The organism is Candidatus Nanosalina sp. VS9-1, from assembly GCF_047555085.1.
Lineage (GTDB): Archaea > Nanohalarchaeota > Nanosalinia > Nanosalinales > Nanosalinaceae > Nanosalina.
The window spans coordinates 433,517-446,220 of sequence record NZ_CP180230.1; the positions used below are offsets into that span (position 1 = coordinate 433,517).

Sequence of the window (12,704 nt, forward strand, 5' to 3'; positions counted from 1 at the left end):
CGTGTTTCCGGTATGCGTAATTTTTTGTTCACCTCAAGTATATAGAGAATCTCTCTTCATCGAGCCCTGTCAAAAAATTTTCCAGGTCTCTGGAAGAGAAAGCTAGAGCTGTCAGTGATAGAAATAGTGGCTATACTCTGAAAATGTGCTAATGTGACCACTGACTGACAACATATAACTCTAGTTTTGTACCTGTTTTTAAGAAACTTTTCTCTGAACAGGCTACAGGCCTACTTTCTCCTTGCGGCTTCGAACTTCTCAACTTTACCCTGAACTTTTTCCAGGAGGCCTTCCTGATCTACGTCCTTCACTTTTCCGTTTTCCATGACTGTTTCGCCGTTGACGATCACTTTCTCCGGGTGCCCGGTGTAGGAAAAAACGATGTTCGATACCAGGCCCTTTTTTCCGTAGAAAGGAGTCATCTCCGGGTCATCGAGATCTATGACAACTATATCGGCTTTTTTACCTTCCTCTAACGAGCCTATCTCGTTCTCCAGGCCTAGAGCCCGGGCTCCGTTGATAGTTGCCATATCAAGCACCTGTTGCTCGTTGATATCCCGTGGATCAGCCAGTTTGTGCACCAGTGCAGCAGTCTTCATCTCCTCAAAAAGATTGAAATTATTGTTAGATGCAGGCCCATCGGTTCCCAATGCGACATTGACATCCATGTTCATAAGTTCCGGTATCTCTGCGATGCCGCTTCCAAGCTTAAGATTAGCTGCCGGATTATGCGCTACGTTCGCCTTTCTATCTGCGAAAAGCTGTTTATCCTCCTCTGAAAGCCAGGCCGCATGCGCCGCTACAACGCTCGAATCGAAAAGCCCAAGATCATCAAGATACTGTGTAGGAGTTAATCCTTCCTCCTCAAGAATATCGCTGTTCTCCTCCTCAGTCTCCGAAACATGGATATGATACGGAACACCGTGCTTATCCGAGAAATCCTTCATCTCCTTCAGAAGCTCCTCACTACACGTGTAGACTGCATGAGGTGCTATAGCAGGCGTCACCAGTTCATGATCCATATACTTCTCAACGGCATTCTTCGCCTCATCTATACGCTCCTCTCCCTGTTCATCCCAGTCGAACAGGCCTCTTGAGACGACGGCACGGATACCTGCATTCTCTACTGCTTCAACAACCTCATCAGGCCTCTCGTACATATCGTTGAAACATGTCGTCCCGGTCTTCAGCATCTCCACAGACGCAAGCAGTGCGCCGGTGTAGATATCGTCAGCGTTCATCACGTCCTCGGCTGGGAAGATATCGTCCTCCAGCCAGTCCATCAACTGTTTGTTATCTGAAATCCCTCTGAGAAGAGACATCGAGGCGTGAGTATGGGCATTGACTAGGCCCGGCATCACAGCTCTGTTCGAGCAGTCGATAACTTCCTCGCCTTCAGAGGCCTCTACATCACCTATACTCTCTATTTCTCCGTTTCTGATCTTTATGCTGGTGTTTTCCAGTACTTCTCTTTCAGAGTTCTGCGTTACAATGAATCGGATGTTTTCCAGTATCATGAGAAAGGCCTGTGAACTGAAATGTTAAGAAGTGTTGATTTCAGGGTGCAGCGTCAAAAAGCTTGCCCGGTAAAAAGTTACTGTAAGTTGATAAAATGAATTTTGAAGAGTTAGGTATTTCGGAAAGAACGGTTTCGCAGTTAAAGCAGCAGGGTATCACAGAGCCTACAGAGGTTCAGAAGAAATCTATACCAGAAATTTTTGAAGGGAAAGACATGCTTGTCGAATCGGAGACAGGCTCAGGTAAGACACTGGCCTTCTCACTTCCTATAATCGAAAAGGTTTCAGGGGACGACACGAAGGCCCTAGTCCTGACACCGACAAGAGAACTGGCCAAACAGGTATCAGAGGAGATAGAGAAAAACTCTCCCGACAAGATCGAGACAGTAACGATCTACGGAGGAGTAAGCTACGATCCACAGATCCAGGGAGCCAAAAAAGCCAACATAGTCGTCGGAACACCTGGAAGAGTACTGGATCTTCTTAAACAGAAAAAAATCGATGTCTCAGGCCTCGAATACTTTATACTTGATGAGGCTGACAGGATGCTGGATATGGGATTCCAGGATGAACTTGAACAGATCATCAGCTTCCTTCCGGATGAGAAACAGAATCTTCTGTTCGGAGCGACAATCCCAAGAGCACTGAAGAAGATGTGCGACAGATACGATATCGAGCCGGAAACTATCAGAATCAAGGCCTCAGAGCACACCAGAAATCTTGATGCAAAGTACATGAACGTCAAGAAGAACGAGAAACTTTCAACACTGTACACATTGCTGGAGGAAAGGGAGAGAGATCTGTCTATCGTCTTCTGCCAGACAAAGAACACCACGAGATGGCTTGCCGACAAACTCAGGAAGAACGGGATTGATGCACAGGAACTGAACGGCGACATGAGCCAGCACAAACGTGAAGAGATGGTGGAAAAATTTGAAAACGGAGAGATAAAAGTCATAGTTGCGACAGACGTCGCTGCCAGAGGCCTGGATATAGACAACGTTACACACGTCTTCAACTACGATGTGCCGGACACTGCTGATACATACACCCACAGAATCGGAAGAGCAGGGAGGCAGGGACGTGAAGGAGAGGCCATCACACTTCTAGAGAGAAACGATCACGACAAGTTCCGCAGGATCAAGAGAAAAGTCGACATCCCGCGTATGGATGAAGAAGTTGATCTCAAAGACGCAAAAATGTAAATAAGGCCTTTAAGGCCTCTTTTTTATTCCTCAAGGAAGACTGGTTCTCCTTTTTCCAGAATTTTTCTGTCATCAAAGTAGACTGTCGGATTTTCACAGACCGAGTCCCAGTGAATAGCACATGGATTTCGTCTCTCATCGCCTTCATCTATGTAGGAGCAGTTATCTCCGAAGGCGAAATGAACTGTTCCAAGAACTTTTTCATCCTGTAAAGGGTTTCCTATCAGAGTAGCCTCGGGATTCGTTCCAAAGCCGAACTCAGCTATCTTCTTCGTACATGGATGCTCCTCAAAGGCCTCTTCAAGCTTTGAACTCTCTGTTCCTTCGCTTTCAAGTGCAACTACTTCTCCATTCCTAATCTCAACTTTTTCTGCCTTAGGGGAGAAAGGAAAATGATCTATTACGAGCGTCCCAGATATTTTATCTGGATAGCCGTTGGGCTCTCCTGCAGGCAAATTTCCGAAATTACCTGGCTCGTTCAGGATGCCTGTATCCCTGTCATATGTATCGATATCAACTTCAAAACTTAGATCGGTGCCTGAAGGCGTAGTAACTCTTATTTCAGAGGCCTGTTCCAGGAGGCTGTAGACTTTCTCCGTTATCTCTTTCACTCTTTCGTAATCGGCCTGTAGACTGGTGTTCCAGATCTCCTTGCTGACTGTAGGAAGTGTGGCAACTCTTGCACCGGCCTTGTTAGCATCTTTTCGTGCTTCAGTATGTGAAAGAGATTTCATTGTTGGAGCGATCACTACGTCAAAATTTTTCATCGCATCGGCTACATGTTCCGGCGGCTCACCTCCGTAACTGTCTACTTCCTCGTACACGATCAACTCGTGTTCCAGGCCTCTATCCTCAAGTACCTCCATAAGAGAGTCTATAAGATCTTTATCGTTGGAATCATTCAGTACAAGAACTTTTTCGCCCTCTCTAACATCCAGACACTGATTTATTATCGTTTCAGCGCCGTCTCTAAGACTCATTTGTTCTCACCTGGAAAATTCTCATCTATGAAGTCCATAACAATTCTGTAATAGTCGCCGAGGCTATCGATAACTGCGTATTCATCTGGAGCGTGTGCATTGTAGCCTTCAGGCCCGAAGACAACTGCAGGAATCCCGTTCTCCGTCAGGAAACGCATGTCGCTTCCCGGCTCTTTTCTTGAAACTTTACAGTTCTCTTCAAACTTTTCAGCAGAGGCCTTCAGGGACTTGACGAATTTATTTTCCTGATCCGTCGACAGCATTGACTCATTCAAAGATTCCTCAAGTTCGAGGCCTTCAATTTTTCTTAAATCTTCAAGAACTTTCTCGTTCGGATACTCTCTCGCTGTCCGGATATCAAGCCAGGCCTCACATTTCTCAGGTACCTTGTTCGTCGAGTCTCCTGCCCTGACTTTTCCGAGGTTTACTGTAGTCACCCAGTTTTCCCCGTTTTCGTGGTCCTTGAACAGGCCTTTGATTTCAGGCCATTTCTCCATGAATTTCTCCATTGCGTTTTCCCCGTTCCATGGACGTGATCCGTGTGCGGAGAGGCCTTCTGTAGATACTTTTACCTGTAGAATTCCTTTCTGATCGGTGATTATGTCGAGGTAGCCGTCGATATTGTTTGGCTCGGCGGAGATAGCGAATTCAGGACTGTATTTTTCCGAGAAAAGGTATCCTGCTCCGTTGAATCCTCCACGTTCCTCGTCGGAGACTATCATCAGACCGACGCTGGGTTTTTCTTCTTTCACATCTTTCATCGCCGTCATCAGTGCGGCGACACCTGCTTTCATGTCGGCTGTCCCTCTACCATATAGTTTGCCGTCTTTCCTCTCTGTTTCGAACATTTCATCCGGGGCCTCTATCACATCGATGTGGCCGTGAAGCATCAGATCAGGGTTTTCATCTCCGAAAGTGATTACCATGGACGGTATATCATTTTTCTCGTGTCTGGTAACTTCGAATTCAGGATCTGAGAAATATTCTTCGATGAAGTCCAGACATTTGTTTATCTCCTCGAGATTATCGTTCGTTGATTTAAACTCTACAAGTTTCTCCGTTAGTTCAAGTATTTCCTCCTGTTTATCGTCCATAGCTAGACCTTGAAGTTTAACAGACTTAAATTTTCAGTACATATGGATGTCTATGGATTTCGACAGTTTTGAGCAGGCGGTAGATTACGCTGAAGGAGAACATGAAGATCTAGATGGAAGAGAGTTTGAAGCATCTGTAAGAGAATCTCTATCGGCTATGGGGTTCGACACAAGACTTCTGGCGGATGGAGAACTTGACGGAGAAATAGTCAATAATTATGAAGTAGAGACAGATGAAGGAAGTTACAGAATCGAGGTCCGCAGAGATTCATCCGAAGTAGAGATCTACAGTACTCCCGAGGCCTGAATCACAAGAGATAAATCATTCCTTTCCTATTACCTGTTTTATGAGCTCTCAGGCAAGGCCGGAAACTACTTTTGAAAGAGTTCAGAACGCTGCTCCAGAGAAGCTATACGATGATATTCCAGAGCTTACAGGTCTTGATGAGAGATATGTTGTTTTTGAATATGATCTCGGTGGCGGTGTAGGTGTTATACCATCTGAAGAAATAAAGAGAATACTTGAAGAAGGCCGAGAACAGGGAGAGATATTCCCGGTCTTCAGAGGTATAGAAGCCAGCGAGGCCTATGTCAGGAACGCCGTGGAAAACGGAGAAGGCCTGATGACTGCCCGACTTGAAGACGGCGAAGTCTACAGCACCGGCTACATGATTGACGATGAGGAATTGAAAGGCCTGATGACTTTCTCAACCGACTGATACTCTTCTTACATGGTCAACAGGCCCTTTTCCGTGGTCCTGGTAATCTATTCCTGTTGCGTCAAGTGCTTCAAGCGCCGAGTCTATCAACTGTATTTCTCCTGTGCCATCTTTTGAATACTGGAATCCAAGTGCATCGCTTACTTCATCATCATAGTTCATTGCTTCAGGGCTGAATCTTTCTGGTGTAAATCCTCTCTCTGAAAGCTCCTGACTTGCCTCCCAGGCTGATTCATCATTGGCATCAAACTCCACACCAACCCATCGGACATCATCGTCCTCTAGGGCCTGATCTACAGCATCCAGAGCTTCATCTATCGACTGTTCGCCGCCCGGTGTCAACTGGTAGCTCGCCATCTTTCCAACTTCATCGTCGTAAACTTTCTCGGTTAAATGGTATCCAGCGTTCACTTCTTCAGGCCCTACATGGAGATCCCTGCTCAAGGCCTCTCCATCCCGTTCCTCGTTCACTCCGGAAAGAACCTGATCTACAAGGCCTACAGTATCGTCTGTTACAAATACGTCTCTGGAATCTCCTGCAGTGAATTCGTAGTTGCCATCAGGATATACCATCGGTACGACGGTTTCACGGCCTTCTCCGTTGAAGATTTCAGGATACTTGTTAACACTGACGCCTTCCGGTACAGCACCTTTCTTCGCATGACCATGCTGAGTCTTCGCATGTGTGGATGAGACTGGATGTGTGACGTATCTATCCGCATCGGAGTTTCTGGCTACCTGAACTCTCTGATTCACAAGATCCTGATAAAACGGTGCTCCATCCATCTCCTGGAAATCAGGGTCAAGGACAATTCCTCCGAACTCGGCCTCATGTCCACCACGATGGAACTTCACTGAGCCTGTTCCAACTACTGTATCTTCAGGCACTTCCTCTCCGTCTATAACCTGTCCGCCCTTAACCTCTACCACAAAGTTTTCACTATCTCCTCCAGGAATAACTTCCTCCTGAACCATTGCGGGATCAGTAAAGGCAACGAATGGATAATCCTCATAGACAGCGTTGTAGGCCTGTGCTATACCCTGAGCATCCATCTCATCGGCTCTTGCAGGCCTTACATGGTAGTTTACTGCGTCCTGTTCTTGGTCCATTTCCGGCACCGATAGCTTTCGCTTCCGCTATTTGAATGATTTTGAGTTACCTTGGTGTCGTGTGGTTGTATGTTGTTGTGTTGTAGTGTCATAGATTGAGTATCACCAAAAACAGAAACTTTCGAGGCGTATAGAGGCCTCTACAGAATCAGGATAATCAGCAGAATAATAGATACGGCACTGAATCTAGCTGAAGTCAAGTCAGTGCACTTTGAATTTGAAAACTGTGAAAAAACTGTAGAACTGTTAGAGCCAAGGCTAAAGCTATGATAATTACAGCTCTTGCAGAACGCGGCCACCCTTCTGGAGGCCTTCAATAAAACGTCCACCCTTGATTGCCTTGGACATAGACTCTGTTATGACACTATCGTTTAAATACCTGTTGTAAATTCTATGTGTTTTTTCTGCAGGCCTCTATCTTGTGTTTCTGCGGCGTTCGTTCACTCACCTATTTAAATTTGGCATGTCAATCTAAGCGTAGGAAGTTTTTCCTGATTACTGCATTTCTCGGTGATGATTTAATGGAAAATAATGTTCAACAGAAGGGAAAGGATATGAAGGAATTTGAAACCGGTACAACTACTGTAGGCCTTACTACAGAAGAAGGAGTAATCCTGGCAGCTGATAAGAGAGCCTCTATGGGCCGCTTGACAGCTTCCAAGTTTGCGCAAAAGGTCTACAAAATTGATGATAATCTGGGCCTTACTATCGCGGGAAGCGTCGGCGATGCACAGAAGATCGTCCGCTTGATGCGTTCACAGCTGAAGATGAAGAAGCTGGAGACAAAAGAGCTCAGCGTTAAAGGAGCAGGCACACTGCTTGCAAATATTCTTCACGGCAACAAGATGATGCCGTTCATGAACCAGTTCATTCTTGGAGGAGTCGACGATGGAGAGGGAGTTCTCTACGATCTCGATCCTGCAGGAGGCCTGATGAAGCATGAAAAGTTTACAGCAACAGGTTCAGGAAGCCAGATGGCATACGGAGTTCTTGAAGATGACTTCCAGAGCAATCTTGAACACGAGAAAGGGAAAGAACTTGCCATCAGAGCCGTACAGTCCGCTATTGAGAGAGATACAGCATCCGGAAACGGTATAATGGTCGTAGAGATCACGGAAGACGGCTACAACGTAGTAGAGGATAGAGAAATAGAGTCGAAGCTTGCGTAAGCAGGCCTCTCAATATTTTTCTACTTTTTCTATCCTATCCAGAGTTACAGTTCAGAAGTTTACAACAGATGATTCAAACAATTTTTAGGTGATATTACAAAAATGAAAGACTTAGACGATGTCGAGGATCTTCTGCCTGCAGATGCGCAGATAGCAGATCTTAGATATGAAGCATCGGACATAATTGTTTATACAAACAGCAAAGAATTCTTCCTCGATCATTCCGAGGTAATTAAAGAAGTAGTTTCAAAGGTTAAGAAACGAGTGGAGGTAAGGCCTTCACAGAAACTTTTCAGAGACCCTGAGACTGCAAAGAAAAATCTAAAGGAAATTTTAACTGATGAAGCAGGCCTTGAAGATGTTATTTTCCAGCCTTCACTTGGAAAAATGATTATCAGAGCAGAGAAGCCTGGAACTGTCATAGGTAAGCAGGGCTCAGGCCTTCAGGAAATCAGAGAAAAGACTCTGTGGGATCCACAGGTTGAGAGAGTTCCTGCGATCCAGTCAAAGGTAGTTGACAGAGCCAGAGAACTTACTGTAGAGGATCCTGATTTCAGGAAGGACTTCCTCCACGAAGTCGGTGAGAAGATTCGCCTGAAAAAATCTGTAGGCGATGAATGGATAAGAGTTTCAGGCCTTGGAGGATGCAGGCAGGTAGGACGCTCATGCTTCCTGATCCAGACAGAGGAATCCAACGTTTTGCTTGACTGTGGTATCAATCCAAGTGCAGAACCGGGTTCAAAGGAGAACTATCCTTATCTGAATGCTCCAGAGCTTGATCTCAGGGATCTGGATGCTGTAGTTCTTTCACACGCACACATGGATCACTGTGGAATGATTCCGTATCTGTACAAGATGGGATACGACGGCCCTCTTTACTGTACCGAGCCTACAAGAGATCTGATGATTATGCTTACACTTGATTACATAGGCCTGGCTCACGGTGAAGGAGGCGATGCACCGTATGATTCATCACACATCAAGAAGGCTGTGAAGAGAACTATCACGCCTGACTTTGGAGAAGTTACTGATATCACGCCGGACATGCGCCTTACATTGAAGAACTCCGGGCACATCATTGGATCGGCGTTGACACATATCCACGTCGGAGAAGGCCTTCACAACATTCTGTACACAGGAGATTACAACTACGATAATACAGAGATGTTGAGAGCTGCGGATACGGACTTCCAGAGAGTGGAGACGATGATTACAGAATCCACTTACGGAGGACGTGACGATAAACAGACTCCGAGAGACGAATCCAACAAGAAGTTCCTCTCGAAAGTTAAACAGACCTTGAGCAAGGGAGGAAAAGTCATAGTGCCTGTATTCGCTGTCGGCCGAAGTCAGGAAGTACTGGGCCTTCTGGCAGATGAGATGGACAGAGACTACTTTGACTACCCTGTATACATCGATGGAATGATCAAGGGAGCCAACGCATTACACACCGCTTATCCAGAGTTCCTCTCGAACAAGGTACAGGACAAAATCTTCAAGGAGGAAAACTCTCCGTTCATCAAGGATAACGTACAGCCTATTGGAAGCCATTCTGAAAGAAAACAAGTTCATGATGATGGGCCTTGCATCATCCTGACAACTTCAGGAAGTATCACAGGAGGCCCAGTCATGTCATACCTTCAGGAAGAGGCCTCTGATCCGAAGAACTCACTTATCTTCGTAGGATACCAGTTCGAGGGATCGCTTGGAAGAGACATACAGAACGGTGCAGACGAAATCGAGATCAACGGCGAAAAAGTCGAAGTCAATCTCGATGTCTCCAGCGTTTCAGGATTCTCCGCGCACAGCGACAGACAGCAGATAATCAACTTCGCAAAGAATCTGAGGTCTACTCCGAACAGAATCTTCACGAATCACGGAGAAGAATCCAAGTGCTTCTCGCTGGCATCGACACTTCACAAGATTCTTCACGTCGACACATCAGCACCACAGAATCTTGAAGCCAACAGACTCAACTAGAAAATAGAGGCCTAACAGGCCCTATTCCCTACATTTTTTCAAAAATTTCTATAAATGCCTGTAGCCAATACATACGTATGCCGAAGCTTTCGTGGAACAGCAATGATTTCCAGAACAGTCAGGATTCTTCCGGACTCACAGCTGATCAGGTCTCCCATGAAGGAAATTTACAGCAGGGATACCAGCATGGATCATTGACTAGAGGCCTCGTCGCATACTATCCTATGGAAAAAGGAGAAGGCCAGGTACTGCATGATGGTGCGATGGTTAACTTGGGACAGATTAATGGATCGAATTGGACTTCAGGAAGAATTGGACAGAACGCACTCAGTTTTAATGGGAGTGATAATTATGTACAGACATCGACTAAAGGCCCTTATGATCAAGAATCTTGGACGATATGTATTTGGCTGAAAACTTCTGCTACAGGTAATAATGCGGCAATAGGTAATTATGATGGTACTTTTCCACAGGTAAAGATTGTAGTTGATGAAGATGGAAATGGAAAAGCAAAGTTGAGGGTTCGCGATAGCGGGGGTTCAGATGTACAGCCAAGCTCAAATACTACTGTAAATGATGGTCAGTGGCATCATATCGTCGGGCAAAGAAGAAATGGTAAAGTTAATTTGTTTGTAGATGGAGTGAAAGAAAATTCTGTAGATGATGGTACTTCTGAGATAGATCTTACCAGTGCAGATGTTCGTATTGGTTCAAGGGCGGACAATATCGAGTTTTTTGATGGTAAACTTGAGGAAGCACGTTTCTATAATAGAGCACTCTCTAAGCCGGAGATAAATGCATTATATAATCAAGGAAATGGAATTCAGTCAGGAGTCCAGCAAAAGGAAAAAATGGTTCCGGGCCAAAGTGAAGGAGGAGTCTCACGTTGGAAGTTCAACGGCGACTTAACAGATTCTTGGGGCAGCAACGACGGCACAAACAACGGAGCTATGTTTGATACCGGAGTATATGGACAAGCAGCAAAATTTAACGGAAGCAACGACGAAGTTATAATTTCTAACGATAATTCTCTGACAGGTTTTGACTCGTTCAGCGTATGCTGCTGGATGAAACCACCTCGTACTGACTACCAGACCACGGTAGCTATGAGAAGCGGAGATGTGTGGCAACTGGAAAAGGGAGATCCTCAGGCTGGTTACGGCCCTATATTCCAAGTAGATGATGGATCTGGATCCTTTCCAGATGTGCGACACGATTCTTCTCTAATCCAAAACAAATGGATTCATGTGGCAGGGATTAGAGATACCTCTGAAGATAAACTTAAATTATACATAAACGGCAGGATGATAAACCAGACAACAGAAGGTTTAGGAACGCCAACATTAAGTCCTGAAGGAGACCTCGGAATCGGTGCACGACAAAACGGAACTTCTTACTATTATGAAGGCCTCATAGATGATCTCAGACTATACCAGCAGGCCTTGACTCCTGTTCAAGTTGAGAAACTTTATCACAAAGGAGCTTACAGGATTCCAAGGAAAAGTACTTTACAGTAGGAGAATTTTTTTCTGATCGGCGTATGAATTTTAAGCGAAACTTTCGAACTTGTGTTTATGGTATACGAGATAAAATGTGATAACTGCGGTGAGATAATTGATTTCGGCGGCAGAAAGCCGGAAGATTCTCTTAATCCAGAGGACAAGTTTCCTGATGATGCTATAAAATTTGATGGAAGCACGTACTGCAAGGCCTGTGTCAATGATCTGATTCAGTTCGGTGCTGGAAATATCACCAGCAGGATTGATCATCTTGAGGATAGGCTTAGAGAGGCCCTGGAAGCTCTGGGTATACCTTTCAAATCTTGATAGAAAAAATTCTTCAACTACGGATCGTGTACGGCCTTTGAAGTAGGAAAAGATCGGATAAATGTGTGGAGGGCCTTTAAGGGGCCTGACTTCCTTTCTCTTTTGTGCTTCTTGCAATTTCTGCGTAGCTTGGACAGGCCACGATCCAGCTTTCGTCGACTCCTGCCATGTCTCCGTCAATAGCTTTGATTGTCTTCTTCAGTCTGTTGACGGCTCTCTTCAGGTTGGTCATGTCTCGGCTCTTCAGGGGTCCGATGTTGATCCATACGATGTGATCATTTCTCAGGTGGTCCTGAACTGCTTCAATGTCGTCGAACTCCTGAAGTGTCTCGGCTCTTATAACAGCCTTTTTGTTGCCTTCTGCTACCTCTGCATCTAGCTCAACAAAGTCATCGTCTACAATTTCTTCGGAGTCGTCCTGTTTATCTTTATTCAGAAAATTAAGTGGCATTAATGTTATGCTACCTCCTAGTTGTAAGCGTGTTCTACACGTTTTTATATATTGTCTTTAGCTGCTGAGGCTTTCTGTTTTAGATGCCAGGTTCCAGATCTCTGTCCTGGTGTGCTGTTTGATGTTAGGATCATTGCTTACCTGATCCAGAAGTGATGATGCCGTATTGACACGTACCTCGAGATCTTTGTCCTCGTTTTCAAGTTCTTCAGCTGCCTCCCTGATCATATCGGCAACATTTGAAGGAACAGATCCCTCATCTGCCAGATCTCTCATTTGCTGTGTAACTGCTTCTACTGACATTGTTTATCCCTGCAGACCTGAGAACCTGTCTCTAAGTTCCTTGAATTTTTCCTGAAGCTGTTCTTCCTTCTTTTCGAGGCTCTGCTTTCGAACCTCCAGATCTTCTTTCTTCTCCTCCAGCTCATCTTCAAGCTGTTCTCTGTCACGGGAAACAAGTATGTTCCCTACAGACTTGTAGACATCTCCCTTGTCACTTTTACCAAGTTCTTCAAGAGACTTGTCAATTCCATCAAGTTCAGTAAGTGTTTCCTCTTTTTGCATGTTAACCTGCTGTAGCTGGCTCTGAACCTGCTGCAGCTCCATCATTGCTTCCTGTGCATTGTTCTCTTCAGTCATAAATTATCTTTACA

Annotated in this window: 14 protein-coding genes; 7 read left to right on the forward strand and 7 right to left on the reverse strand. The window is 45.2% G+C overall.

The window, feature by feature from the left end:
* Positions 1-230: 230 nt before the first annotated feature.
* Positions 231-1,517 carry an amidohydrolase gene (locus ACK3SF_RS02530; protein WP_414838254.1) on the reverse strand — a complete coding sequence of 429 codons (1,287 nt, stop codon included), beginning with the start codon at positions 1,515-1,517 and terminating at the stop codon, positions 231-233.
* 95 nt (positions 1,518-1,612) lie between these two features.
* Between ACK3SF_RS02530 and ACK3SF_RS02535 the strand changes: the two genes are divergently transcribed.
* Entirely contained in the window at positions 1,613-2,722 is a 1,110-nt protein-coding gene (locus ACK3SF_RS02535; RefSeq protein ID WP_414838255.1) for a DEAD/DEAH box helicase, read from the forward strand.
* Positions 2,723-2,745: 23 nt separating this feature from the next.
* Here ACK3SF_RS02535 and ACK3SF_RS02540 read toward each other — a convergent pair whose 3' ends face one another.
* Both ACK3SF_RS02540 and ACK3SF_RS02545 read right to left on the reverse strand, forming a co-directional pair.
* Positions 2,746-3,702 carry an aminopeptidase gene (locus tag ACK3SF_RS02540; protein WP_414838256.1) on the reverse strand — a complete coding sequence of 319 codons (957 nt, stop codon included), beginning with the start codon at positions 3,700-3,702 and terminating at the stop codon, positions 2,746-2,748.
* On the reverse strand, positions 3,699-4,796 hold the full coding sequence (locus tag ACK3SF_RS02545) for a M20 family metallopeptidase (protein ID WP_414838257.1): 1,098 nt from the start codon (positions 4,794-4,796) through the stop codon (positions 3,699-3,701). The genes ACK3SF_RS02540 and ACK3SF_RS02545 overlap by 4 nt, the downstream gene beginning before the upstream one ends.
* 52 nt (positions 4,797-4,848) lie before the next feature.
* Here ACK3SF_RS02545 and ACK3SF_RS02550 point away from each other — a divergent pair, with 52 nt between their 5' ends.
* Positions 4,849-5,103, forward strand: coding sequence for a hypothetical protein (locus ACK3SF_RS02550; protein ID WP_414838258.1), 255 nt, complete (start codon positions 4,849-4,851; stop codon positions 5,101-5,103).
* A 40-nt stretch (positions 5,104-5,143) separates the two neighbouring features.
* Positions 5,144-5,515 (forward strand): hypothetical protein, encoded by a 372-nt coding sequence (locus ACK3SF_RS02555; protein WP_414838259.1) that lies wholly within the window; start codon positions 5,144-5,146, stop codon positions 5,513-5,515.
* On the opposite strand, the gene ACK3SF_RS02560 is transcribed toward ACK3SF_RS02555, so the two are convergent.
* Entirely contained in the window at positions 5,504-6,625 is a 1,122-nt protein-coding gene (locus tag ACK3SF_RS02560; protein ID WP_414838260.1) for a hypothetical protein, read from the reverse strand. The two genes, ACK3SF_RS02555 and ACK3SF_RS02560, sit on opposite strands and share 12 nt — an antisense overlap.
* Positions 6,626-7,179: 554 nt before the next feature.
* Between ACK3SF_RS02560 and psmB the strand changes: the two genes are divergently transcribed.
* From psmB to ACK3SF_RS02580, 4 genes are all read left to right on the forward strand, one after another.
* Positions 7,180-7,794, forward strand: coding sequence for an archaeal proteasome endopeptidase complex subunit beta (psmB, locus tag ACK3SF_RS02565; protein WP_414838261.1), 615 nt, complete (start codon positions 7,180-7,182; stop codon positions 7,792-7,794).
* Positions 7,795-7,896: 102 nt separating this feature from the next.
* Positions 7,897-9,774, forward strand: coding sequence for a beta-CASP ribonuclease aCPSF1 (locus tag ACK3SF_RS02570; RefSeq protein ID WP_414838262.1), 1,878 nt, complete (start codon positions 7,897-7,899; stop codon positions 9,772-9,774).
* A 77-nt stretch (positions 9,775-9,851) separates the two neighbouring features.
* Positions 9,852-11,291, forward strand: coding sequence for a LamG domain-containing protein (locus ACK3SF_RS02575; protein ID WP_414838263.1), 1,440 nt, complete (start codon positions 9,852-9,854; stop codon positions 11,289-11,291).
* A gap of 57 nt (positions 11,292-11,348) precedes the next feature.
* Positions 11,349-11,600, forward strand: coding sequence for a hypothetical protein (locus ACK3SF_RS02580; RefSeq protein WP_414838264.1), 252 nt, complete (start codon positions 11,349-11,351; stop codon positions 11,598-11,600).
* 76 nt (positions 11,601-11,676) lie between these two features.
* Here the strand turns inward: ACK3SF_RS02580 and ACK3SF_RS02585 are convergent, their stop codons facing one another.
* Genes ACK3SF_RS02585 through ACK3SF_RS02595 form a run of 3 tightly spaced genes read right to left on the reverse strand, consistent with a single transcriptional unit; the run spans position 11,677 to position 12,690 of the window.
* A complete protein-coding gene (locus ACK3SF_RS02585) occupies positions 11,677-12,051 on the reverse strand; it encodes a cell division protein SepF (protein ID WP_414838265.1) in 375 nt (124 codons plus the stop codon).
* A gap of 57 nt (positions 12,052-12,108) precedes the next feature.
* The gene (locus ACK3SF_RS02590) at positions 12,109-12,354 is read right to left on the reverse strand and encodes a UPF0147 family protein (protein ID WP_414838266.1); all 246 of its coding nucleotides are present in this window, start codon (positions 12,352-12,354) and stop codon (positions 12,109-12,111) included.
* Between the two features lie 3 nt (positions 12,355-12,357).
* Positions 12,358-12,690: a prefoldin subunit beta gene (locus tag ACK3SF_RS02595; RefSeq protein WP_414838267.1), complete on the reverse strand. Its 333-nt coding sequence runs from the start codon at positions 12,688-12,690 to the stop codon at positions 12,358-12,360.
* Positions 12,691-12,704 lie beyond the last annotated feature (14 nt).

What these genes read in the sequence shown, in the direction of transcription:
- ACK3SF_RS02530 (WP_414838254.1), bottom strand. Translation starts at nt 1,517, where the DNA reads ATGATACTGGAAAACATCCGATTCATTGTAACGCAGAACTCTGAAAGA.
- ACK3SF_RS02535 (WP_414838255.1), top strand. Translation starts at nt 1,613, where the DNA reads ATGAATTTTGAAGAGTTAGGTATTTCGGAAAGAACGGTTTCGCAGTTA.
- ACK3SF_RS02540 (WP_414838256.1), bottom strand. Translation starts at nt 3,702, where the DNA reads ATGAGTCTTAGAGACGGCGCTGAAACGATAATAAATCAGTGTCTGGAT.
- ACK3SF_RS02545 (WP_414838257.1), bottom strand. Translation starts at nt 4,796, where the DNA reads ATGGACGATAAACAGGAGGAAATACTTGAACTAACGGAGAAACTTGTA.
- ACK3SF_RS02550 (WP_414838258.1), top strand. Translation starts at nt 4,849, where the DNA reads ATGGATTTCGACAGTTTTGAGCAGGCGGTAGATTACGCTGAAGGAGAA.
- ACK3SF_RS02555 (WP_414838259.1), top strand. Translation starts at nt 5,144, where the DNA reads ATGAGCTCTCAGGCAAGGCCGGAAACTACTTTTGAAAGAGTTCAGAAC.
- ACK3SF_RS02560 (WP_414838260.1), bottom strand. Translation starts at nt 6,625, where the DNA reads ATGGACCAAGAACAGGACGCAGTAAACTACCATGTAAGGCCTGCAAGA.
- psmB (WP_414838261.1), top strand. Translation starts at nt 7,180, where the DNA reads ATGAAGGAATTTGAAACCGGTACAACTACTGTAGGCCTTACTACAGAA.
- ACK3SF_RS02570 (WP_414838262.1), top strand. Translation starts at nt 7,897, where the DNA reads ATGAAAGACTTAGACGATGTCGAGGATCTTCTGCCTGCAGATGCGCAG.
- ACK3SF_RS02575 (WP_414838263.1), top strand. Translation starts at nt 9,852, where the DNA reads ATGCCGAAGCTTTCGTGGAACAGCAATGATTTCCAGAACAGTCAGGAT.
- ACK3SF_RS02580 (WP_414838264.1), top strand. Translation starts at nt 11,349, where the DNA reads ATGGTATACGAGATAAAATGTGATAACTGCGGTGAGATAATTGATTTC.
- ACK3SF_RS02585 (WP_414838265.1), bottom strand. Translation starts at nt 12,051, where the DNA reads ATGCCACTTAATTTTCTGAATAAAGATAAACAGGACGACTCCGAAGAA.
- ACK3SF_RS02590 (WP_414838266.1), bottom strand. Translation starts at nt 12,354, where the DNA reads ATGTCAGTAGAAGCAGTTACACAGCAAATGAGAGATCTGGCAGATGAG.
- ACK3SF_RS02595 (WP_414838267.1), bottom strand. Translation starts at nt 12,690, where the DNA reads ATGACTGAAGAGAACAATGCACAGGAAGCAATGATGGAGCTGCAGCAG.